Annotated in this window: 15 protein-coding genes; 9 read left to right on the forward strand and 6 right to left on the reverse strand. The window is 64.5% G+C overall.

The genetic code is table 11. The features are described from left to right. Positions 1-5 precede the first annotated feature (5 nt). The 7 genes from JW897_RS16565 to JW897_RS24640 all read left to right on the forward strand — a co-directional run bounded on the left by JW897_RS16565 (position 6) and on the right by JW897_RS24640 (position 10,495). Complete coding sequence (locus JW897_RS16565; protein ID WP_240352249.1) at positions 6-1,367, forward strand: alkaline phosphatase; 1,362 nt, start codon at positions 6-8, stop codon at positions 1,365-1,367. A gap of 267 nt (positions 1,368-1,634) precedes the next feature. After that, positions 1,635-2,306 (forward strand): hypothetical protein, encoded by a 672-nt coding sequence (locus JW897_RS16570; protein ID WP_205466965.1) that lies wholly within the window; start codon positions 1,635-1,637, stop codon positions 2,304-2,306. Between the two features lie 263 nt (positions 2,307-2,569). Then, positions 2,570-5,497: a type VI secretion system Vgr family protein gene (locus JW897_RS16575; protein ID WP_205466966.1), complete on the forward strand. Its 2,928-nt coding sequence runs from the start codon at positions 2,570-2,572 to the stop codon at positions 5,495-5,497. Then, entirely contained in the window at positions 5,490-7,415 is a 1,926-nt protein-coding gene (locus JW897_RS16580) for a phospholipase D-like domain-containing protein (protein ID WP_205466967.1), read from the forward strand. The genes JW897_RS16575 and JW897_RS16580 overlap by 8 nt, the downstream gene beginning before the upstream one ends. Before the next feature lie 69 nt (positions 7,416-7,484). Beyond that, positions 7,485-8,447, forward strand: a complete 963-nt coding sequence (locus tag JW897_RS16585) for an SEL1-like repeat protein (RefSeq protein WP_197082985.1) — start codon at positions 7,485-7,487, stop codon at positions 8,445-8,447. Then, complete coding sequence (locus tag JW897_RS16590; protein ID WP_197082984.1) at positions 8,431-9,471, forward strand: SEL1-like repeat protein; 1,041 nt, start codon at positions 8,431-8,433, stop codon at positions 9,469-9,471. The genes JW897_RS16585 and JW897_RS16590 overlap by 17 nt, the downstream gene beginning before the upstream one ends. Further along, positions 9,455-10,495 (forward strand): DUF6396 domain-containing protein, encoded by a 1,041-nt coding sequence (locus JW897_RS24640; RefSeq protein ID WP_205466968.1) that lies wholly within the window; start codon positions 9,455-9,457, stop codon positions 10,493-10,495. Before JW897_RS16590 ends, JW897_RS24640 begins: the two co-directional genes overlap by 17 nt. 450 nt (positions 10,496-10,945) lie before the next feature. Here the strand turns inward: JW897_RS24640 and JW897_RS16600 are convergent, their stop codons facing one another. The 6 genes from JW897_RS16600 to JW897_RS16625 all read right to left on the reverse strand — a co-directional run bounded on the left by JW897_RS16600 (position 10,946) and on the right by JW897_RS16625 (position 20,024). Then, positions 10,946-11,470 carry a GNAT family N-acetyltransferase gene (locus JW897_RS16600; protein WP_205466969.1) on the reverse strand — a complete coding sequence of 175 codons (525 nt, stop codon included), beginning with the start codon at positions 11,468-11,470 and terminating at the stop codon, positions 10,946-10,948. A gap of 984 nt (positions 11,471-12,454) precedes the next feature. Further along, positions 12,455-13,564, reverse strand: a complete 1,110-nt coding sequence (gene tssA / locus JW897_RS16605) for a type VI secretion system protein TssA (protein ID WP_205466970.1) — start codon at positions 13,562-13,564, stop codon at positions 12,455-12,457. Between the two features lie 31 nt (positions 13,565-13,595). Further along, entirely contained in the window at positions 13,596-17,441 is a 3,846-nt protein-coding gene (locus tag JW897_RS16610; RefSeq protein WP_205466971.1) for a type VI secretion protein IcmF/TssM N-terminal domain-containing protein, read from the reverse strand. Then, the gene (locus tag JW897_RS16615) at positions 17,438-18,202 is read right to left on the reverse strand and encodes a DotU family type IV/VI secretion system protein (RefSeq protein WP_048413279.1); all 765 of its coding nucleotides are present in this window, start codon (positions 18,200-18,202) and stop codon (positions 17,438-17,440) included. The genes JW897_RS16610 and JW897_RS16615 overlap by 4 nt, the downstream gene beginning before the upstream one ends. Continuing rightward, positions 18,192-19,538, reverse strand: coding sequence for a type VI secretion system baseplate subunit TssK (tssK, locus tag JW897_RS16620; protein WP_338030578.1), 1,347 nt, complete (start codon positions 19,536-19,538; stop codon positions 18,192-18,194). The genes JW897_RS16615 and tssK overlap by 11 nt, the downstream gene beginning before the upstream one ends. Positions 19,539-19,562: 24 nt before the next feature. After that, complete coding sequence (locus JW897_RS16625; protein ID WP_205466973.1) at positions 19,563-20,024, reverse strand: hypothetical protein; 462 nt, start codon at positions 20,022-20,024, stop codon at positions 19,563-19,565. A gap of 275 nt (positions 20,025-20,299) precedes the next feature. Between JW897_RS16625 and tssB the strand changes: the two genes are divergently transcribed. Both tssB and tssC read left to right on the forward strand, forming a co-directional pair. After that, on the forward strand, positions 20,300-20,845 hold the full coding sequence (gene tssB, locus JW897_RS16630; protein ID WP_048413276.1) for a type VI secretion system contractile sheath small subunit: 546 nt from the start codon (positions 20,300-20,302) through the stop codon (positions 20,843-20,845). Positions 20,846-20,881: 36 nt separating this feature from the next. Then, complete coding sequence (tssC, locus tag JW897_RS16635) at positions 20,882-22,360, forward strand: type VI secretion system contractile sheath large subunit (protein WP_048413275.1); 1,479 nt, start codon at positions 20,882-20,884, stop codon at positions 22,358-22,360. Positions 22,361-22,412: the final 52 nt, after the last annotated feature.

Here is a 22,412-nt window from a genome sequence, read left to right on the forward strand (position 1 = left end):
CCAGAATGAAACCGATGATGAAACCGCTGCTCAGCGTCGCCGCGCTGGCCGCCGCCCTGCACGCGCTGCCGGCCCAGGCCGCAGGCGAAGCCAAGAACGTGATCTTCTTCCTGGGCGACGGCATGGGCCCCACCACCGTCACCGCCTCGCGCATCTACAAATACGGCGAGGCCGGCAAGCTGAACATGGAACAGCTGTCCCGCACCGCCCGCGTCAAGACCTTCTCCAATGACGCGCAAACCACCGACAGCGCGCCGTCGATGTCCGCCTACATGACCGGCGTGAAGATGAACAACGAAGTCATCTCCATGTCCGCCGACACCCGCGCCATCGACCCCAATAGCAACGGCACCGGCAACTGCGGCAGCGGTAACGGCCAGCCGGTGGCCACCCTGCTGGAACTGGCCAAGGCCAAGGGCAAGGCCATAGGCGCGGTGACCACCACCCGCGTCACCCACGCCACCCCGGCCGCCACTTACTCCCACGTCTGCCACCGCGACGCCGAATCCGACATCGCCGCCCAGGCGGTGCCGGGCGGCGCCGGCTACAACGCCAAGCTGGGCGCCGGCCTGGACGTGCTGATGGGCGGCGGCGGCAAGTTCTTCCTGCCCACCGCCTCCGGCGGCAAGCGCCCGGACGGCCGCAACCTGCTGACCGAAATGCAGGCCAAGGGCTACGCCCTGGTGAGCAGCGGCAGCGAGCTGGCCGCCTTCAACCCGCAATCCGGCAACAAGCTGCTGGGCATCTTCAACAAGGACCACATGGACTACGAGCTGGACCGGGTGAAGAACAGCCTGAACCAGCCCAGCCTGGCCGACATGACCGCCAAGGCCATCGACACCCTGTCCCGCAACGGCAACGGCTATGTGCTGATGGTGGAAGGCGGCCGCATCGACCACGCGCTGCACGGCACCAACGCCAAGCGCGCGCTGGAAGACACCATCGCCTTCGACAACGCCATCAAGACCGCGCTGGCCAAGGTGGACCTCAACAACACCCTGATCGTGGTCACCGCCGACCACGACCACACCATGACCATCAACGGCTACGCCAAGCGCGGCAACCCCATCCACGACATCGTGCGCGGCTACGCCGACGGCAAGGAGTCCAAGGACGCGGACGGCGCCACCTACACCGCCCTGGTGTTCGGCAACGGCCCCAACCGCAAGGCCAGCCGCGTGTCGGTGGATTCCGCCACCGCGATGGGCGACGACTACCAGCAGGAAACCGGCATCCGCCTGTCCAGCGAAACCCACGGCGGCGGCGACGTGATGCTGATGTCCGGCGGCGCCGGCTCCAAGGGCTTCAAGGGCGTGATGGACAACACCAAGGTGTTCGGCCTGGTGAAAAGCGCGCTGGGCCTGTAAGAACCTGTTAACGATCTGCTGCGCGTCGTGGAGCGTTACACGGTGAGTACCAGCTCAAAATGCTCATGTACCACATGTACATTCCGCTTTTTCACTCGTTTTCGCCTTGTCTCGCTCTAGCTCGCGAAATCGTAAACAGGCTCTAACCCCCCCCCTCGCGATGAGCTCCGCGCCGGCGCCGCTCCAGGCCCGGCGCGGCCGTCCCGGATTCACTCCATTCGGCTTGCCCTCGGGCAAGCCTCCTTTTACGACTGACGAAAGACCGCAATGAAAATCCTGCTGCCGCTGGCCTTGCTGGCGCTGTCCCCGGCCCTGCGCGCCGCCGCGCCGGACCTGGTGGCCACCATCAGCTACGAAACCGTCACCGTCGGCAACGACGGCGTGGAAAAAACCATACGCTATCGGGAAAAACTGACCCGCCAGGGCAAGCACGTCTGGCGCGAACGGCTGAACGCGCGTGCCGGCGGCCACGATCACGACGACGGCCATGGCGCGGAAGACGGCCACGACCACATCGACTACGCCGCCGCCAGCCGCCATGTGTGGCTGGACGCCAAGGGCCAGCCGCGACTGGAATTCGCCGTGCCGCAACAGCGGCTGCTGGTGCAAGTGGGTCAGCGCGAATGGGGCGACGTCGGCTTCGACGGCTCCTGGACCCTGGCCAGCCAGCTGGTGGACATCGCCAAGCTGAAAGGCTTTGCCGTCAGCCCGGGCGCGGACGGCAGCCGCTGGTATCGCAAGACCGCCAACGGCCACAGCAAGCAATTGCAGTGGAGCACGCGCTGGGCGATGCCGCTGCGGGTGGAGTCGCGCTCTCAGGACGGCCGCCACAGCGAAAGCATGCGCGTGGAGATCCGCCCGCTGGCCGCCGGCCAGCCGCTGCCGTGGGCGCAGACCAGCCGGCTGCGCGGCAAGGACTATATGGATACGCTGGACTGAGCAGCCCCTCTCGCCAAACCCGACGCGGCGGCGTAAGCCGCCGTGCGCCCCCGCCTGGAAGACGGCACAGCTGCCTCCCAAACCCCACCTGACAATAAGGTCAGGCAGCGCCATTCAAGCAGCCAACATTTGATCCAGGCCCTTGTCACGTCATTGTCCTGATACTTAGAATCCCCTCGCTATCTAGTCTCTTGAGCCAAAAACACCCCTCAGACACCCTCCTGCGCGAGGGTGCCTCTATTTTTGCGTCAGGAAAAAAGCCCATGGACCTCAGCACCCTGCTCGCCAGCTTCGCCTCCGCCTTCAACCAGGACCAGCGCCTGCTCACCCTCAGCCTGGGCGACGGCAGCGTGGCGGCCGAGCAATTGCTGCCGCTGAGTCTGGCCGGCGAGGAAGGCGTGTCCCGGCCTTACGCCTACCAGTTGACCTGTCTGTCCCCGGACGGCGCGATCGAACTCAAGACCCTGCTCGGCCTGCCGGCCCGGCTCGGCATCCTCGACGCCGCCGGCGCGGAGAGCCTGCGTTGCGGCGTGGTATCGAAAGTGGAAAGCCTGGGCTCGGACGGCGGCTTCAGCCGCTACCAGCTGACCATAGAGCCGCCGTTCGCGCTGCTGCGTCATCGCGTCAGCTCACGGGTATTCCAGGATCTGACGGTGCCGGACATCGTCAAACAGATCCTGGCCGAGCATCAGCAGGCCAACCCGGTGTTCGCCCGCGTCCAGACCCTGGACTTCAAGACCGGCCCAGCCTCGCCGCGCAGCTACTGCCTGCAATACCGAGAATCCGATTACGACTTCATCGTGAGGCTGCTGCACGAAGAGGGCTATGCCTGGCGCTTCGATCACCTCGACGGCGACACCCCCCAAGTGCAACTGGTCGCCTTCGACGATCCCTACAGCCTGCCGCCGGCCGGTATTGAGCGCGTGCGTTTCCACCGCAGCGACGCCACCGAGGCCGAAGACGGCCTGACCGAGTGGAACGCCCAGCGCCAGATTGTCCCCGGCGCGGTGGCGCTGGCCAGCTTTGATTACCAGCCTGTGCAAACCCAGCACAGCGGCGACGACAGCCGCATCGACCAGGGCCAGAACGGCAAGGCCTTGCAATCGTCGCTACACGACTACGACCCGCAATCGCTGTACTACGCCGGCGACGCCGACCAGCTCAGCCACTACGCCCAGCTGCGCCAGCAGGCTCATGACCTGAACGCCAAGCAATTCAGCGGTGGCGGCTCGGTGCGTGGCCTGGCCGCCGGCCAGTGGTTCCGCCTGGACGAACACCCGGCCCACGACGGCGACAGCAGTGAACAGCGCGAATTCGTCGTCACCCGCCAAAGCTTAAGCGCGCGCAACAACCTGCCGGCGGATCTGAAAGCCTTCCAAGATGGCAAGGAGGCGCAACCGTTCCGCGCCGACTTCGACGCCCAACGCCGCGGCGTGCCGCTGACCCCCGCCTACGCCCACACAGAACTGGCCAAGCCCAAGTCCCGCGGCGTGCAGACCGCGACCGTGGTCGGGCCGCAAGGAGAGGAAGTCCACACCGACCAGCACGGCCGCATCAAGGTGCAATTCCACTGGCAACGGATGGACGAGCACCCCAGCATAGGCGCGGGCATGGACGACAAATCCTCCTGCTGGCTGCGGGTGGCGATGCCCAGCGCCGGCGCCGGCTGGGGCCACCAATTCATCCCACGCATCGGCCAGGAAGTGCTGGTCGACTTCATCGAAGGCGATATCGACCGCCCGGTGATCACCGGCGTGCTCTACAACGGCAGTCACGCCACCCCGGACTTCAGCGGCGCGGGCGCGCTGCCGGCGAATAAAACCCTGTCCGGCATCAAATCCAAGGAACACCAGGGCGGCCAGTACAACGAACTGCTGTTCGATGACACCCCCGGCGAAGTCAGAGCCAAACTCAGTTCCGAACCCGGCAAGACCCAGCTCAACCAGGGCTTCCTGACCCAGCCGCGCAGCAACGGCAAGGCCGAAGCGCGCGGCGACGGCTTCGAACTCAGAACCGACAGCCACGGCGCCATCCGCGCCGGCCACGGCCTGCTGCTGAGCACCGAAGCGCAGAACGGCGCTTCCAGCAAGCAACTGGCGCGCGAACAAGCGCAAAGCCAGCTGGACGCGGCCTTGGCCCTGAGCCAGAGCCTGGGCGACACCGCCACCGGCCAGCAGGCCGACACCATGGAAACCGGGCCGGAGGAAATCGGTCCGGACAACGCCAAAGCCGCCAAGAAAACCGAAGGCCATCTGCAACACCAGGCCGCCGCGCTGAAAGCCTGGGAAGCCGGTTCCAACACCGACAAAGACGGCAAGACCGCAAAAGACCAAGCCGGCCAACAACCGCTGATCGTACTGTCCGCGCCGGCCGGCATCGCCAGCCTGAGCCAGCAAAGCCAGACCGTGGCGGCCGGCACCAACCTGGACCTGGTGGCGCAGCGCGACACCAACCAGACCAGCGGCCGGCGCTGGCTCCATAACGTGGGCCAGCACATCAGCCTGTTCGTCACCGGCCTGCAAGACAAGATCGCGTTGAAGCTGATCGCCGCCAAGGGCAAGATGCAGGTGCTGGCGCAGAGCGACAGCATCGAGGTGACCGCGGACAAGGATGTGACGGTGACGTCCTGCAAGGAAAGAATCACCGTGGCCGCCAAACAGGAGATCCTGCTCAACGTCAGCGGCGGCGCTTACATCCGCATCGCCGGCGGCAATATCGAACTGCATTGCCCCGGCAAGGTGTCGGTGAAAGGCGCCAGCCACCAGATGAGCGGGCCGGACCGGATGAATATCGCGCACCCGGCTTTTCCCAAGCACCTGCCCAAGTCCCCGCTGACGGTCCAGATCGACCAGGCAGGGCAAGGCGTGAACAGCAGTTGGGCCGGCATGCCCTTCACTCTGTACGCCGACGGCGCGGAGATGAAAAAAGACGTGCTGGACGACAGCGGCCGCCTGCATATCGACCACATGGCGCCCAACCAGAAATACCGGATCGAAATGGCCAATGGGGTCAAATACGATATCCCGGTGCCCAATGAATACAGCAACCCCAGCCAGGGCGAACCGGCCAATCTGGGTTTCCACGGCCACCAGGCCGGCAGCGCCGACGACGCCGGGCGCACCTCGCTGCTGGAGTCGGCGCGGGAGGATTTCCTGAGCCTGGCGAAAGGGAAAGGACGCAATCATGGCTGACGCAGGCAAGAACAAACCAATCAAAGTCCCGGTTGCGCAAAACCAGACCATGCGTTGCACCATCACCCCGCCGTGGTTTGTCGACAAATCGGAATACAATGCGCTGACCGCCAGTTTTCAGCCGCTGGTCAATGGCGAGCGCGCCTTCCGCGCCGTGCATCAGGCGATTGAAGCGGCCAAGAAATCGGTCTGCATCATCTGCTGGGGTTTCCAACCGTCGATGTATTTCATCCGCGACGGCAAATCGCCTTGCATTGGCGAACTGCTCAGGCAGAAAGCCAAACAGGGGGTGAAGGTCAAAGTCCTGGGCTGGCGCATGGGACCGGCCGGCAGCAACCTGGCCCAGTACGGCCCGGAGAACAACCAGCCTGGCGGCGGATTGTTCAGCAGCAGCCCCACCGCCACGCCGGAGCAAAGGAAATACGATCATTACTGGTACGGCAACTCGCAACACCTGATCGCCAACCCGCGCTTTGTCGGACGCGACTTCAGCCTGACCGAGCGGGCGGAAATTCTTTACCGCTCGCTGTTTCAAGCCACCGACACCCAGCTGAGAAAAACCACCAGCGCGGTTCAGGCCGCCACCGTCACCCATCACCAGAAAATGGTGCTGGTGGACTACGAAGACCCGCAGCGCGCGGTCGGCTTCGTGATGGGCCACAATATGTTGGACGAGTACTGGGATAAGGACGCGCACAGCTGCAAACGCTATCCGCCGCACCTGGGGCCAAACGGACACGGCCCGCGCCAGGACATTTCCAGCCGCGTGACCGGCCCCATCGTCGGCGATCTGTTTGCCAACTTCTGGCAAGCCTGGAAGAAGGAAACCGGGGAAACGCTGCCCAAGCCGGACTTCCGCGACTACCCCGCGCGCCCGGACAGCCAGAACCTGCCCATCCAGGGGCAAATCCTGCGCACCCAGGCGCAATACAATGTCCGCGACATCGAAAAGCTCTATCTGCAGGCGGTCAACAACGCCAGCACCATGATCTACATCGAGAATCAGTATTTCCGCTGGCCGCCCTTGGCGGACAAGATCAAGGCCGCGGCCCAGGCGCAAACCCGCTGCGGCCGCGATCCCGGCAAGCACGACTCGCTTTATCTGTTCGTGGTGACCAACTCCTGCGACGAAGGCATGGGCGACGGCACCGTCAAAACCTATGAAATGCTGGACAGCCTGGGCCGGGCGGAAACCATTCCCAACGTCGCCCGGCTGGAGCGCGCGCAAGACCTGCAAACCCAAATGAACCGAACCGAGGTCGAAATCCGGCAAACCCAGCTGGAACGCAATATGCAGCTGATACCCAGTGGCTACGCCAACAAAGCCAAGATCCAGGCGTATCAGCAGCAAAAGCAGGCTTTGGAAGCCAAGCAGGCCGCGCTGGAAGCCCGCAAACGGCAGCAGGCTGCGCGGAAAGCGGCGCTGGAGCAGCCCGACGCCCCCATCCTGCCGGAAGAGCGGCCGGGCCTGAAAGTGCATGTCTGCACCCTGGTGGCGCCGGATTCGGAACCCACCACGCCGGACAGCAAACGCGTCAGGATGAAATACCCGATGAGCGCGGAATCCTATACCGTGCCCGGCCGGGACTGGACACCGGTCTACATTCACAGCAAGCTGATGATCGTCAACGACACCTTCATGACGCTGGGCAGCGCCAACATCAACACCCGCAGCATGCAGGTGGACAGCGAACTGAATATCGCCCACCACCGGCCGGAGATCACCCCGGTATTACGGCGGCAGCTGTGGAATATTCATACCAAGGGCATGGGGGCGCAGGATAAGCCGAAAGATGCGTATCAAAAATGGCTTGAGATAATTAATGAAAATAGAAAAGCTAATGCAAAATTTCAAACACCAATAGCCTCCCTTGTTGAGTTTTCCCGCCTAAGCGCCACACGCACCAACAAGGACTAAGTTGTGAAATACCTTTCACTTTTAACCCTATGTCTGATTCTCGCCGCCTGCGGTAATAAGGAGCGTAACGTGCCCACGCTTGATGAGGTCAAAGCCAATCTGGCCTTTAACTGTGTCTACGAAAAAGACCACTTGCCAACACGAGATCCCGACGCGGAGCAGCTCTATCGCTATGCGCGCCATGTGCAAAAGAATAATCTGCTGAAGGATGATGTCAGCGTTTATCCAGTGCTGGAGCGTTATTACCGCATCGCCACCGCTTACGGTCATGACAAGGCCAATCTGGAGTTGCGCCAGATGATAGCCAAGGGCCAGGCTTGGAGCGCCGACCCGGTCAAAGAAACCCTGGACCTGACCGAGGAACTGATACGCCTAGGCGTGCCGGGCGGCTATTACGATATGGCCCGCTACCTTGATGCCGGCTACGGAGTCAAAAAAGACCCTGAGCTGGCGTTACGCTATTACCGCAAGTCGGCGGACATGGGAAGTCCAGAGGGGCAGTACTACGTTGCTGAAAAACTAGCACCACTGGATCGAGCACCAGAAGTAGCACGAAAAATGTACCAGTGTGCAGCAGAGCAAGGAGACGGGAATGCTGGGGATAGTCTTGGGCGCGACCTTAAAGGCGACAAGCTTTTTAATGATGCATTAAAAGCTTTCCAGTTAGGGGTTAAGGGGGGAAACGAGGCTTCAGTTTCGACAATGGGAGAAACTTTTCTGGAGCCGCCGACGGCTAGTAAAATTTATTTCATGAATGTAGCCAAAGACCCTGAGCGTAGCCAGCGCTATAAGGCAATCGGTGACATCCTCGGCCGCTATTCCTACCTCCACCCCACCGTACCCGAGTTAGACGAGATCGTCCCGCTGCCCCCAGCCAAGCTACCACCCTGGGACGGCAAGATTCAGTGGCTGAAAGATCACGAAGCCAATATCGCCCCGCCCAAGCCCAGCGAAGAACTGATGGAAAAGCTAGCCAAAGCCAAGGGGCTGGCCCCTAAAACCGGCAGGCCGCTGGGTGCTGACGCTTCCTAAGCGCGCTCTGCTCTGGGCGCTGCTGCTTCTGTTGACCGCTTGCGGCAACAAGCAGCGCGCCGTGCCCACGCTTGATGAGATCAAAGCCAATCTGGCCTTTAGCTGTGTCTATGAAAAAGACCACTTGCCAACACGCGACCCCGACGCGGAGCAGCTCTATCGCTATGCGCGCTATGTACAAAAGAATAATCTGCTGAAGGACGACGTCAGCGTTTACCCCGTCCTGGAGCGTTATTACCGCATCGCCACCGCTTACGGTCATGACAAGGCCAATCTGGAGCTGCGCCAGATGATAGGCAGGGCACAAGCCTGGAGCGCCGATCCGGTCAAGGAAACCCTGGACCTGACCGAGGAACTGATACGCCAAGGCGTGCCCGGTGGCTATTACGATATGGCCCGTTACCTTGATGCAGGGTATGGGGTACAAAAAAATCCAGAATTAGCTTTACGCTACTACAGAAAGTCAGCAGATCTTGGCAACCCTGATGGACAATTCCTTGTGGGTGAAAAGCTTGACCCAATAGAAATAGCCCCAAATATCGCAGAACAAATGTTTATTTGTGCAGCCCAACAAGGACACGGACGGGCAGCCAATTCTGCGGCCATTGGGTATGAGTTAAAAGAAAAATATCAAGAATCAACCAGTTTATTTCATCAGGGAGTGAAGAATGGTGACTCTGCCTCTGCCTCTAGACTTGAGCATGGATTCTCAGCCCCACCCAATACCGACAAGTTATACTACCTAAACTTAGAAAAAGACAGTACACGCAGTCAACGCTATAAGGCCATTGGAGATATTCTTGAGCGTTACTCCTATCTCCACCCCACCGTGCCCGAGTTAGACCAAATCGTCCCGCTACCTCCGGCCAAGCTGCCACCTTGGGATGGCAAGATTCAATGGCTGAAAGATCACGAAGCCAATATCGCCCCGCCCAGGCCCAGCGAAGAACTGATGGAAAAGCTGGCCAAAGCCAAGGGGCTGGACCCAAAGACCGGCAGGCCGCTGGGTGCCGACGCTTCCTAAGCGCGCTCTGCTTTGGGCGCTGCTGCTTCTGTTGACCGCCTGCGGCAACAAGCAGCGCGCCGTGCCCACGCTGGATGAGGTAAAAGCCAATCTGGCCTTTAACTGTGTCTACGAAAAAGACCACTTGCCAACACGCGATCCCGACGCGGAGCAGCTCTATCGCTATGCGCGCTATGTGCAGAAGAATAATCTGTTGAAGGATGATGTCAGCGTTTACCCTGTGCTGGAGCGTTATTACCGCATCGCCACCGCTTACGGTCATGACAAGGCCAATCTGGAACTGCGCCAGATGATAGCCAAGGACCAGGCCTGGAGCGCCGATCCGGTAAAAGAAACCCTGGACCTGACCGAGGAGCTGATACGCCAAGGCGTACCGGGTGGCTACTACGATATGGCCCGCTATCTTGATGCGGGTTATGGCGTAAAGAAAGATCCCGAGTTGGCCTTGCGTTATTATCGTAAGTCAGCAGACATGGGTAGTCCTGAGGGGCAGTACTATGTAGCGGAAAAGTTAGCTCCTCTTGATAAGGCACCAGAGGTCGCACGACAGATGCGCCGCTGTGCCGCCGAGCAAGGCCATGGTAGAGCCGCAACGATGTTAGCTGTCGATTTAAGGGATGATCAACGCTATACAGATGCACTTGCCGCTCTTCAACTTGGAGTTCAAGCAGGAGACGAAGGTGCTGCTTCGCGCCTTGAGCAGGGTTTCTCTGGCCCCTCGAAAGATAATGAGCTGTATTTCATGAACTTAGCTAAAGATTCTGAACGTAGCAGTCGTTACAAAGAAATTGGCGCTATCCTCGGCCGCTATTCCTACCTCCACCCCTCCGTACCCGAGCTAGACCAAATCGTCCCGCTGCCCCCAGCCAAGTTGCCGCCCTGGGATGGCAAGATTCAGTGGCTGGAAGATCACGAAGCCAATATCTCCCCGCCCAAGCCCAGCGAAGAACTGATGGAAAAGCTGGCCAAAGCCAAGGGGCTGGACCCAAAGACCGGCAAGCCGCTGGGTGCCGACGCTTCCTAAGAACCTGTTCAAAGTCTGCTGCGCTTCAGCGATACGGCGTTGAAAACCAGCTCAAAATGCTCATGTACCACTTGTACATTCCGCTTTTTCGCTTGTTTTCGCCTTGTCTCGCCCTTGCTCGCGAGACTTTGAACAGGCTCTAAGAGCGGCTAACAAAACTCCTGATGCTGCGTTGCGCCGACTTGCCGTACTCAAGTACCGCCTGCGTCGGCGCGCCTTGCCTCAGACGTAAAACTGACAATGTTAGCCGCTCTAAGCACATGTTTACGATCTCGCGAGCTAGAGCGAGACTTTGAACAGGTTCTTAGAACGTGTTTACGATCTCGCGAGCTAAGGCGAGACAAGGCGAAAACGGCTGAGAAAGCGGAATGTACAAGTGGTACATGAGCATTTCGAAGGCGTACTCATCGTGTAACGCTCCACGCAGCGCAGCAGATCGTAAACAGGTTCTTACACATTTCGCCCCAACAGCTGGCAAGGCCAGCCGTCCACGTCGAAAGCGGCGATGCGTTCGTAGCCGCAGGACTCGTAAAAACGCGCCAAGGCCCCGGAACCGCCGCCGTAGCAATCGACGCGCAAGCGCCGGACGCCGGCCAGCCTCGCCTGCTCGTCCGCAAAAGCCATCAAGCGCCGGCCAATGCCGCGCGCGCTGGGGCGGCGCGAGGCCACCAGCAGGCGCACGTAGATTTCAGGCTCCGTCGCCGCCGGCACATAGGGCATGGCTTCCCCCAGCACCAAGGCGGCCAGCACCTCGCCGCCCCGCTCCTCCGCCACCCAGGCTCCCGGCAGCGAACAGGCCTCGACCACCCGTTCCACTTGCCGCGGCTGGCTTGACCAAGGCTCGCTTCCCCATTGCTCCGCATTGCCCATGGCGACAAACCAGTCAATGATTTCGTCGAAGATTTTCAATACCGCGGGCGCGTCGGCCGCGCTTGCGCGGCGGATGATCACGCCGTCCGATTCCGCGTTCACCATATGACCGTCCTTCTCTGAATGCTCGTCAGGTGGGGGGCGGCTTATCCGCCTCAAATCCCGTTTTTTAAAAAACCTGCTCAAAGTCTCGCTAGCCAGAGCGAGACAAGGCGAAAGCTGCTGAGAAAGTGGAGTATACCTTCAGCACATCAGCATTCCGAATGAGGCACTCGCCATGTCACTCCTCACAAAGCGCAGCAGATCGTCAATCAGCTGCCAAGAGCTTCTTCAACAGGCTTCCGCGTGGGTATCGCTACGCTCCACCCACCCTACTCATGACAAGCGGCCGCACGTAGGGTGGGAGGAGCCGTAGGCGATACCCGCCAGCTGCCGCTGTTTTCTCGGCGACGGGTTTTATACAGGGGATAACGCCAGCCTAGGCAAAACACGGCATATGGGCACTGAATGCGGCACTCGCCGTGCCACGACTCACGAAGCGCAGCAGATCGTCAATCAGGTGCCAAGAACCTCTTCAACAGGCTCCCGCGTGGGTATCGCTACGCTCCTCCCACCCTACTCATGACAAGCGGCCGCGCGTAGGGTGGGAGGAGCCGCAGGCGATACCCGCCAGCTGCCGCTGTTTTCTCGGCGACGGGTTTTATACAGGGGATAACGCCAGCCTAGGCAAAACACGGCATATGGGCACTGAATGCGGCACTCGCCGTGCCGCGTCTCACGAAGCGCAGCAGATCGTCAATCAGCTGCCAAGAGCTTCTTCAACAGGCTTCCGCGTGGGTATCGCTACGCTCCACCCACCCTACTCATGACAAGCGGCCACGCGTAGGGAGGGAGGAGCCGCAGGCGATACCCGCCGGCGCTCGCTGTTTTCTCGGCGACAGGTTTTATACAGCGCTTGGGGATAACGCCAGCCTAGGCGAGACAAGGCGTTGCGGCTGAGAAAGCGGAATGTACTCGTGGTACATGAGCATTTCGAAGGGGTACTCACCGTGCCACCTGTCACGACGCGCAGCAGATCGTAAACAGCTTCTAAGGCAACACCCCCAGCAGGGACCATAGCCGCCGCGCCTCGGCGTCGCTGTCTATCAGCTCCGCCAGCAATTCCCGCAACGGCTTGTCTCCCCACTCCACCGCGCGGTAGATCAGATAGGGCACCGGGCTGTGCGGTTCGGTGCGCGCCAGGTAGTCGGCGATGCCGCGCAGCTGGCGGTAAGCGTCTTCCCTCCCCTGCGGCTCGCGTTGGGAAAACGCCGGCGCGGCCGCCCGCGGCGGCGGCGCGTCATGGCCTGCTTCGGCTTCGATTTCCGCTGGCGGCGCGGCGGCTTCGGCGCGGTCCACGGCGGCGTCTTCCGCTTCCGCCGGCGCGCCGGGATGCAGCACCGCCAACTCCTGCAAGGCTTGCGCCGCCTGTTCCAGCGCCTGGTTCAGCGGCGCGTAGGACGGCGCGTCCGCGCCCATGCGCTCGTCGCACCAGCTTTGCAGCCGCGCCAGCCATTGCCGGCTGCGCGCCAGCGCGCCGCGGCTGTCCTCCAGCACAGCCGGCGGCAGCGCGCGCACCCAGTCGTGCAGCTTCTGCTGCTCGTGGCGCGCCTGCTCGCGCTCCAGCTTGCCCTCGTCTCCGCCGGCCAACAGCCGACGGTTGAGGTCCTGCCACTGCCGCAGGGTCAGCGGCTGCCGTTCTTGCGGCGGCGGCGCGTCCAGCAAGGGCACCTGGGCCGCCAGCGTGGCGGCGTAGGTCTTGGCCAGCCATTCCAGCGGGCCGGTGCGGAAGCTCTGATCGTCTTGCTGCGGCAAGGGATGCAGGCTGTCCCAGAACTGCTCGCAGCATTGCGCGCTCAGCGCCAGCCCCGCTTCCAAGCCGGACAGGCCCAGCAGGTGCAGCCAGGATTCTCCCAGCCAGGCGGCCACCATCAAATCCTTGCTGCGCTCGGCCAGCAGCGCGGAGGCGACGCGCTCCACGCCAGCCCAGTCCGCGCGCTTCAGATCGCTCTCCCAGATGCCGGCGGGCAGGCTGGGGTCGTCCTCGCGCCGCAGCTCGCGCAGCTGGTCGTATTCCGGCGCGTAGCGCAGCGGTTCGCCGCCGGGATTGTCCGCGGCGATGGCTTGCAACAGGGTATCCAGACTCGGCGTGGCGCTCATGGCCGTTTCCTCATGGTGTTCAATGCGCGCATCAACTGCCTTCTATCGCGGCCAGCCGCGGGTTGGCGGCGGCGCGGAACGGCGACGGCGGCGCGGAGTAAGGCAGGCTGGCCACCGCCAGGCCGCTCTTGCCGCCCGGCGCCTGCAAGCTCAGCCGCAAAAACATCTGCGCGTTGCCGCTGCCCAGCAACGCCGGGTTGCGCACCGGCAGCGCCAGCATCAGGCCCACGTCGTTGAAGCCGTCCGCGTTGTTGACGCGCAGCGGCGAATTGTTCTCGCGCAACAGCCGCAGCAAGCCCCATTGGCCGCCGTAGTTCCAGCTGGCCAGCCGTTCGAACACGGTCAGCCCGTTTTGCGTCGAATCCTCCACCGGCGCCTGCTGGGACTCCTTGGCCCAGCGCAGGGTCGCCGTCACCGGCTGGCCGATGTTCCAGTGCAGGCGCTGGCCGTCGCCGCCGGGGTAGCGCAGGCGCTGGCCTCCGCTGGCCAGCGTCCATTCGATCACCTGGTCCGCCGCCTGCTCGTGTTCGCGGTCGGTGCGCCAGCGCACTTCCACGTCCACGCCTTGCCACGGCCCACCGCCCTCGCGGACAAACATCGGACCCAGCCAGGCCCGCGCCGCCTTGGCCGCGTCCAGAAAGCGCCGCGCGGCCTGGGCCTGGCCGGACTTGAGGTCTTGCAGCCCGGCGGCGGCCAAGGCGCCGCTGTCGTCCATCATCCTCATGAACTCCGCCACCCGCTCCGGCGCGGCGTCCGGCGCGCTCAGCTTGGCGGCGAAGGGGAAGCGATTGGCCAGGTATTGATTGAAGAAGGCGCTCAGCTTCAGGTAGGCGGCGGCGCCGGCCTGGGTGCGCAGCGCGCCGCAGCGGTCGCTGGCCAGGCTGACCAGGGTCTGGGCGCGTTCGGCGAAGATATTGCCGGAGGCCGGCAGCTCCACCTGGTCCAGCACCGCGCGGCAATTGGCCACATCCATCTCGTTGAAGTCCTTGACGATCATGGTCTCCAGCACCGTAGGCGCGCTGTTGGCGGCTTTTTCCTTGTAGTGGCGCAGCTCGGTGGTCGCGCTTTGCCAGCGCTGCACCAGCTGCTGGTCGCTCACCGACATTTCGCTCTTGTGCGACAACAGCCAGTTCAGCGCCGGCGCCTGCGCCTGGGACAGGGTGCCGATCAGCTCCAGCTGCGAGCCCAGGTATTGCTGCAGTTCGCGGGCGCCGCCGGCGCGGAAGGCGCGGGCGCCGGCGTTGCGCGAGCCGTCCCACCAGCGGAAGCTGCCTTGCAAGGGCTGGTACACCGCCAGCCCTTGCAGGCTGCGCTCGGCGTGGCGCAAGGATTGCAGCGCGCGCCGGTCCATTTCCGCCACCAGCTTGCCGCGCAACGCGGTTTGAGCCAAATCGTCCATTGCCGCCAGCAAGGGGGTGGCCGCCTTGGCCTGGGCGTCGAAGGCGTTGCCCTCGCCCACCGAGCCGCTGGTCAGGTCCGCCGACGGTTCAGAATGGCGGCTGCTCAATTCCCCCCACATCGCGCGCGCCGCGCTGTCCTGCAAAGCGCGCTCCAGGCCCTTGCGGTAGGCCGGCGGCATTTGAGAGGCGCTGCCGGCCACGTATTTCTGGTAGCCGTCGTAATGGCGCAGCGCCGCCGTCATCGCTTCGGCGTCCATCGTCGCCAGCCCGCTCAGGCCGGCCTCGCGCTGCGCCCGCGCGCTGGCGACGAAGTCCTGCTTCAGCAAGGAGGCCAGGGTCACGTTCAGCTTGAGCACCGCGTCCTGCAACTCCAGGCCGCCGGACGGCCCTTGCGCCAGCAGCGCCGAGGTGGCGCCCACGCCGCCCAGCCAGCGCTTGCGGAAATCCTGGCGCGCCACCGCGGAATGGTCCACCACCCGCGCCACCGCGTCGCGGCCTATCAGGCTGGAGCGGCGCGCGCCGTCCAGCATCGCGCTGTAACCGGGCACCAGATCCTGGCCGGCGGCGCGGCTCCAGGCGCTGTTGGTGGCGTTGACCAGGCTTTGCAGCAGGCCGATGTGGCCGGCAACGCTGTCCAGCTCCGTCAGCGTATTGCCCTGGCCGGACTCCAGCATCTGCAATTGCTTTTGCAGCTGTTGGGCGGTGAGATCGAAGGTCTGGTTGGTGTAAAGCTGGCCGAGCCAGGCCTGCATCAGGCCGCTGAAGTGGTCTCCCACCTGCGGCCGGATCTTGGAAAGGTCTATCGGCGCGGCCACCAGTTGATCGCTGGACAGCAGGATGCGGCGCAGATTGTCGCGCTGGGCGTTCTGCGGCGCGCGCAGGCTGAGGCCGAACAGGCCGTTGGCCAGGTCCGCCGCTTCGTCCAGCGTGGCGCTGCCGTCGCGCACCGCGTGGTTGAACTGGTTGACGCGTTGCTCCAGCTTGACCGCGTCGCCGGCCAGTTGCCGCGCCAGCAGGTAGGCCGGCCATTTTTCCGGCGCGGCGGTGTCGTCGCTGACGCTGTCCGCGCCGGCCTCGCCCAGCCGCCGCACTTGTTCGGCGTCGCGCAGCAGCCGCTGTTGCAGCGGCTGCATCACCGCGCGCCGCAGCGCGTATTCGATGGTGTCGTCGATGCGGCCGTCCACCGGGGAAAACAGCGAGGTGGGCAGCAGCAGGGTGCCGAAGCGGCGCGACGGCGCGTCCTTGAGCGCGCGCCAGAAGGCGGCGACGCTTTGCCGCGCCGCGGCATCGTTGCTCAGCTCCGGCCGCGGCCCGCCGCGCTCCAGCTGCAGGATGCGCAGCTGGCGGCCCAGCGCGTCGGCGTCGTCGGTCACCGTATGCCAGTACCAGCTGATGCCGGCCAGCCACAAGGCGGCGAACAGGCCCATGCCGATCAGGGTCCAGCGGTGCCAGCGCTGGCGCAGCCGCAGAATGCGCGGCACCGGCTGGGCCAGGCCCTGTTCCGCCAGCACCCGCTGACGCAGCAGCCGGCCGGCGAACAGGGGCAGCGCCGGCGGCGCGACGGTTTCTTCCAGATCGTCCTGCGGCGCCGCCTGGGCGCCGGTGAAGTAGATGCCGCGCAATTGCGGCGCCTCGCCCAGCGCGTTGCCGCGGAACACCGGATCGCACAGCGCCTGCAGATTGGCGCGCACGTCTTCGAAGCTGCGCGGCAGCAGGTAGAGGTCTGTGGACACCCCGCCTTGCAGCGCGCCGAATTCGGCTATGGTTTCGCTCAGGGTCAGCCTCAGCCGCGTCAAGGCCTGCTCTATCCAGTCGGATTGATAGGCGGCGCTGGCGGCGTGGGGCGAGGACCAGCCCAGCATCGCGTCGCGCGCTTCGCGCGGCAGCGCCTGCGCCAGTTCCAGAAAGCCCGGCGCCTGTTCGGTTTCGGTCACCACCAGGTAGATGGGCAGGCTCAGGCCCAGCCTTCTTTGCAGATCGGCAAATTTCTTGGCGGCGGCCAGGCCGGCGCTGACCGCCAGGTGCTCGCTCCACAGTTGGCTGGCGGACACGGTCCAGATCAACGCGTCCAGCGGCCGCGCGGCGCGGCTGCGCAACAGCACGCCCAGCAGCCGCCGCCAGGCCGACAACGGCGCCAGCGCGCCTTCCGGATGGCTGAACATATCGTCCGGAATCACCAGCACCGCGCCGTCGCCGCCGTACCACCAGCGGCCGAACCAATTGGCCTCGCCCTCGCTCTTCAGCTGCAGCGAGGCGCACAGCGCCTCCACATTGCGCACCCGGTCGCCCACCGCCAGCACCCAGGGGGTCTGGTAGCGGTCTTCCGCGCCGATCTCGCGCTCGAAGCGACGCACCGAGCCGCGGAAGCTGCGCCGCGCCGGATCGGCCTCGCGCCGCAGCCACCAGATCAGCGCCGCCAGCGCCAGCAGGATCAACAGGGTCAGCAACACAATGCCGGCTATGGTCTGTATCGTCATTTGCTCTGCCCGTCCCCGTCCGTCCCGCGGTACAGCATGGGCTCCACCCGCGACACGATGTCATGCCAGAAGGCGTGGCCCACCACCGACATGCCCAGCAGAATGGCGGCCACGCCCAAGGCCAGCCGGAAGCCGTCCGGCAGCATGCGCCGCACCGTCAGCCGCAACGGCGGCAGATTGCTGCTGCGCTCCAGCGCCGGCGCCAGGCTGCGGAGATCGGCGTCGCGCTGGTAGGCGAAGGCGAACAGCTCGCGCCGCCATTCCTCGTGCTGGGCCAGACCGCCCGGCCCGCGCAGCCGGCCGTAAAAGCCCAGGGTCAGCGTTTGCAGGCAGACGTTGGCCAGGTCGCGCCCGGCCGGGTCGCGCTCGCGCAAGACCCGCTCTATCAGCGCCGGCACCTTGTCGCCGGCGGCGCGGCTGCCGAACAGCCGCTGCTCCAGCGGCGTGGCCTGCCACAGGCTCTGCCCCGGCCAGTCCTCGAACAGCAAGCGCTCGTCGATCAAGGCGACGAACAGATATTGCAGGGACTCGATCTGGCTTTGCCCGGCCGCGCCCACGCGCGCGCCGGCGGCGCGGCTCAAGCGCCGCGCCAGCAGCCCGCCCTGCTCGGCCGCCAGTTCGGCCGCGGTTTCGGCCTTGTGGCCGCCGCCGGCCAGTTCGCGGAACACTTGCAGCCATTCGGCGTAGGCGTCTTCGAACGTGGCGCTCAGCGGCGCCTGCGCCAGCACGCCCAGCGGCTGGGACAAGGCGCTATCCAGCATGGCGTTCTCCGTCGGCCTCGTCGCGCGGGTCGGCGACGAAGAGCAGCGCCTCCCACGGCTCCAGCGCCGCGCCGCCGGCCGGCAGCGTCATCCGCAGCGGCTGCTCCGGCTGCAGCCAGTCGCCGCTGGCCAGCAGCGCGAACAGCCGGGTGTCGTCGCCCACGCTGTAAGCCACTTGTTCGGCGCGGTCCAGCGCTTGGAAGGACAGGCCGCGCATGCGCTGGCGCGCCAGCGTGGCCACATGGGATTCGGAAGCGATGATGGCCTGGCCCAGCCACTGCTGGGCGGCGGAATCCGGCGCGCCGCCGGGCATGCGCAGGCCCACGATCAAGCGCCCGCTGTCGCGCGCGGCCTCCGGCAATACGATCCAGAAGCCTTCCTCGTCGCGGTTGAACGGCAGGCTGCGGTAGCCGGCCCGCACCCGGTCCAGCGCGGCGGACAGCCAGTTCAGCAAGGGCTCGTAACTGGCCAGCAATTCCTGGTAGTTGAAGGCGGGGAACACCGGCGCGCCGGCGCCCGGGTCCAGCGCGGTCAGCGAGCCGGCCATGCCGGCCAGCAGGCCGAACATGGCGGCCGGGTGGGCGGCGCGGCTGCCCAGCGCCGCCTCCACTTCCGGCAGCCGCGCCCACAGCGCCGCCAGCTGGCGGCGGATTTCGTCGATGTCGTCGTCCTTGCCGGCCTCCTTGGCCTGGCGCAGACGTCCGCTGAGGAAGACGCATTTTTCGCGCGCCTTGGCGCACAGCGCCGCCACCTTGCGCCCCAGCAGGCTGTCCGGCAGCAGCCGCGGCGACGGCGGCGCGTAGGCGCGGCGGGCAAAGCCGCCGCCCTGCTGGGCGATGCGCAACAGCGGCAGGCAAATCATGTCGGCGCGTTCGGCCTCGGTGACCAGGCGGATGTCCGGCCGCCACAGCGTCAGGCTGGCCGGGTTCTCCCCGCTGCTCAAATCCGGCACCGCCTCGCTGTTTTCCGAACGGAAACGGCCGGTCATCGCGTCCAGCCGGCCGGCGCGCCACAAGGGCGGCAAGGCCAGGTAAACCGTCACCGTGCGCCCCGGCGCCTCCGCCGCGGCCGCCGTCACGTCGCAGCTGAGCTCGGCGCCGTCGCCAGCGTCGAAGCGCAGCGGCAGGCCGTCCGGCAGCACCGCCTCCAGCGCGGACACCCGCGCCACGCCGCCGGCCAGCGCCGCCTCGTCCAGCTCCAGTTCCAACACCCCCCAGTACAGCGGCTGGGCCGCCGCCGCCAGCGCCGCGGACACCCCGTCCGCGCGCAGCGCCTGCCATTGAAAATGCTGGGGCAGCAACTGCATCCCCTCGTACCAACACACCGCCTGTGGCACTGCTTTCAAACCGCTCTCCCCCCGCTACGGCTCCATCAGCCGCATATTCTTGCTTTCAAAACGCAACCAGACCTTCTTGCGCGTATCCAGGCTCAGCCGGTGCATGCCCGGCCCGACGTAGCCGGCGTACACCAGCAGGCCGGCCGCGGATTCGCCGCGTATCGGCACGTCTTCGGTTTCCAGGTGCTGGCCCGGCACCAGCTCCAGCCCCCACACCTTGATGCCCTCCGGGTAATCCCGCTGCAGCTGCTCGCGCTGCTCAAACCACTTGGCCGCCGGCAGACCCAGCAACAGCTTGTGCAGCTCCGGGTCCTTGACCGCGACGAAGTCCACCGCCAGCGGCGTGTCGTCGTTGGCCATGCTGACCACGTCCAGCGTGGCCGCCTGCAGTTTGACCGAGGGGCCGAAGCCCAGCGACGAGCAGCCGCCCAAACCCAAGACCAAAGCGCAGAACAGCCCAGCCAGATACCCGTTGCGCATCCGCATCACCTCAACGCCATTATCCATTGCAAATAATATTGGCAAAAAAACGCCGACAGTTCTATAGGAATTGTTAAGCCATGGTCATTGAAAAATGCAAGTTGCAAGCATTTGTCAGCAAAAAAGGCTTCCATGCGACGGCTTGAGCCGGCATCAATGGAAAAGAGCGACCAGGCCCGACCGGGCAACAATGGTCTGACAATCATGCAATTTCGCCAAAGCGGACCGGACTCGCGGCCCGCCGTCGGCGTCCCTAGCTTCCCAACCGATCGAGGTCTGTTATGGCAGAGAGCACACAGCACAAGCTGGACCGGATTCGTCCGCCGCGCGTGCAAATCACGTATGACGTGGAAATCGGCAACGCCCTGGAAAAACGGGAGCTGCCGCTGGTGGTAGGCATCATGGCGGACCTGGCCGGCAAGCAGGAGCAGCCGCTGCCCAAGCTCAGCGAGCGCCGCTTCGTGGAAATCGACCGCGACAACTTCAACGCGGTGCTGGCCTCGCTGACGCCACGCGTCACCGCCCAGGTGGACAACGCGTTGGCCGACGACGGCAGCAAGCTGAACGTGGAGCTGAAGTTCAACCACTTCGACGACTTCGACCCGGTCAACATCGTCAAGCAGGTTACCCCGCTGCGCCGGCTGTACGAGGCGCGCCAGAAGCTGCGCGACCTGCTGACCAAGCTGGACGGCAACGACGAACTGGACAAGCTGTTGCAGGACGTGGTGGCCAACACCGAGGAACTGCAAAAGATCAAGAGCGCCCGCCCCGAGGCCCCGGCCGCCGCGGAAGCCGCGCCGGCGCCGGACGCGCCGCCGGCCGCCTGACGCCCAGTTCCCCCTACCCGACACCGGAGACATCTCATGGCTAAGACCCAAGCCGAAGCGCCCAGCGGCGACGCCGCCTCGCTGTCGCTGCTGGACCGCATCATCCAGGAAGGCCGCATGGCCCACGACGACATCCAGCAGGAATACGCCAAGGACCTGCTGTCCGAATTCGCCACCCAGGTGTTGGACGAAGGCATGGCCATCGACAAAGACACCGTGGCGATGATCAACCACCGCATCGCCATCATCGACCAATTGCTGAGCAAGCAGCTCAACAACATCCTGCACCACCCGGACGTGCAGAAAATGGAAGCCTCCTGGCGCGGCCTGCACTTCCTGGTGATGAACACCGAAACCAGCAGCCGGCTGAAGCTGCGCCTGCTCAACGCCACCAAGGACGAGCTGCAGAACGATCTGGAAAAGGCGGTGGAATTCGACCAGAGCGCGCTGTTCAAGAAGATTTACGAGGAAGAGTACGGCACCTTCGGCGGCCACCCCATCAGCCTGCTGATCGGCGACTACGAGTTCGGCCGCCACCCGCAAGACGTGGCGCTGCTGGAAAAGCTGTCCAATGTGGCCGCCGCCGCGCACGCGCCGCTGATCTCCGCCGCCAGCCCGCGGCTGTTCGACATGAGCAGCTTCACCGAACTGGCGGTGCCGCGCGACCTGGCCAAGGCCTTTGAAAGCGCCGAGCTGATCAAATGGCGCTCCTTCCGCGCCAGCGAGGATTCCCGCTACGTCAGCCTGGTGCTGCCGCACATCCTGCTGCGTCTGCCCTACGGCCCGGACACCAAGCCCACCGAGGGCATGAACTACGTGGAAGACGTCAACGGCACCGACCACGGCAAATACCTGTGGGGCAACGCCGCCTACGCGCTGGGCCAGCGCATCACCGACGCCTTCGCCAAATACGGCTGGTGCGCGGCCATCCGCGGCGTGGAAGGCGGCGGCGCGGTGGAAGGCCTGCCGGCCCACACCTTCGGCACCGTCTCCGGCGACATCGCGCTCAAATGTCCGACCGAAATCGCCATCACCGACCGCCGCGAGAAAGAGCTGGACGGCCTGGGCTTCATCGCGCTGTGCCACAAGAAAAACACCGATCTGGCGGTGTTCTTCGGCGGCCAGAGCGCCAACCAGCCCAAGCTCTACAACACCAACGCCGCCAACGCCAACGCGCGCATCTCCGCGATGCTGCCCTATGTGCTGGCCGCCTCGCGCTTCGCCCACTACATCAAGGTGATCATGCGCGACAAGATCGGCAGCTTCCTGACCCGCGACAACGTGGAAACCTATCTGAACAACTGGATAGCGGACTACGTGCTGGTCAACGACAACGCGCCGCAGGAAGTGAAGGCCCAGTACCCGCTGCGCGAAGCGCGGGTGGACGTGACCGAAGTGCCGGGCAAGCCCGGCGCCTACCGCGCCACCGTCTTCCTGCGCCCGCACTTCCAGCTGGAAGAACTGACCGCGTCCATCCGCCTGGTGGCGGAGCTGCCGCCGCCGGCCGCCGCCTGACGCCACACCAAGGGCCCGCCGCGCGGCGGGCCCGATATGTCTCATAACACGG

Source organism: Chromobacterium alkanivorans (assembly GCF_016937655.1).
In the GTDB taxonomy this organism is placed as follows: Bacteria; Pseudomonadota; Gammaproteobacteria; order Burkholderiales; family Chromobacteriaceae; genus Chromobacterium; species Chromobacterium alkanivorans.

What these genes read in the sequence shown, in the direction of transcription:
- JW897_RS16565 (WP_240352249.1), top strand. Translation starts at nt 6, where the DNA reads ATGAAACCGATGATGAAACCGCTGCTCAGCGTCGCCGCGCTGGCCGCC.
- tssC (WP_048413275.1), top strand. Translation starts at nt 20,882, where the DNA reads ATGGCTAAGACCCAAGCCGAAGCGCCCAGCGGCGACGCCGCCTCGCTG.
- JW897_RS16570 (WP_205466965.1), top strand. Translation starts at nt 1,635, where the DNA reads ATGAAAATCCTGCTGCCGCTGGCCTTGCTGGCGCTGTCCCCGGCCCTG.
- JW897_RS16575 (WP_205466966.1), top strand. Translation starts at nt 2,570, where the DNA reads ATGGACCTCAGCACCCTGCTCGCCAGCTTCGCCTCCGCCTTCAACCAG.
- tssB (WP_048413276.1), top strand. Translation starts at nt 20,300, where the DNA reads ATGGCAGAGAGCACACAGCACAAGCTGGACCGGATTCGTCCGCCGCGC.
- JW897_RS16615 (WP_048413279.1), bottom strand. Translation starts at nt 18,202, where the DNA reads ATGCTGGATAGCGCCTTGTCCCAGCCGCTGGGCGTGCTGGCGCAGGCG.
- JW897_RS16600 (WP_205466969.1), bottom strand. Translation starts at nt 11,470, where the DNA reads ATGGTGAACGCGGAATCGGACGGCGTGATCATCCGCCGCGCAAGCGCG.
- JW897_RS16610 (WP_205466971.1), bottom strand. Translation starts at nt 17,441, where the DNA reads ATGACGATACAGACCATAGCCGGCATTGTGTTGCTGACCCTGTTGATC.
- tssA (WP_205466970.1), bottom strand. Translation starts at nt 13,564, where the DNA reads ATGAGCGCCACGCCGAGTCTGGATACCCTGTTGCAAGCCATCGCCGCG.
- JW897_RS16580 (WP_205466967.1), top strand. Translation starts at nt 5,490, where the DNA reads ATGGCTGACGCAGGCAAGAACAAACCAATCAAAGTCCCGGTTGCGCAA.
- JW897_RS16625 (WP_205466973.1), bottom strand. Translation starts at nt 20,024, where the DNA reads ATGCGGATGCGCAACGGGTATCTGGCTGGGCTGTTCTGCGCTTTGGTC.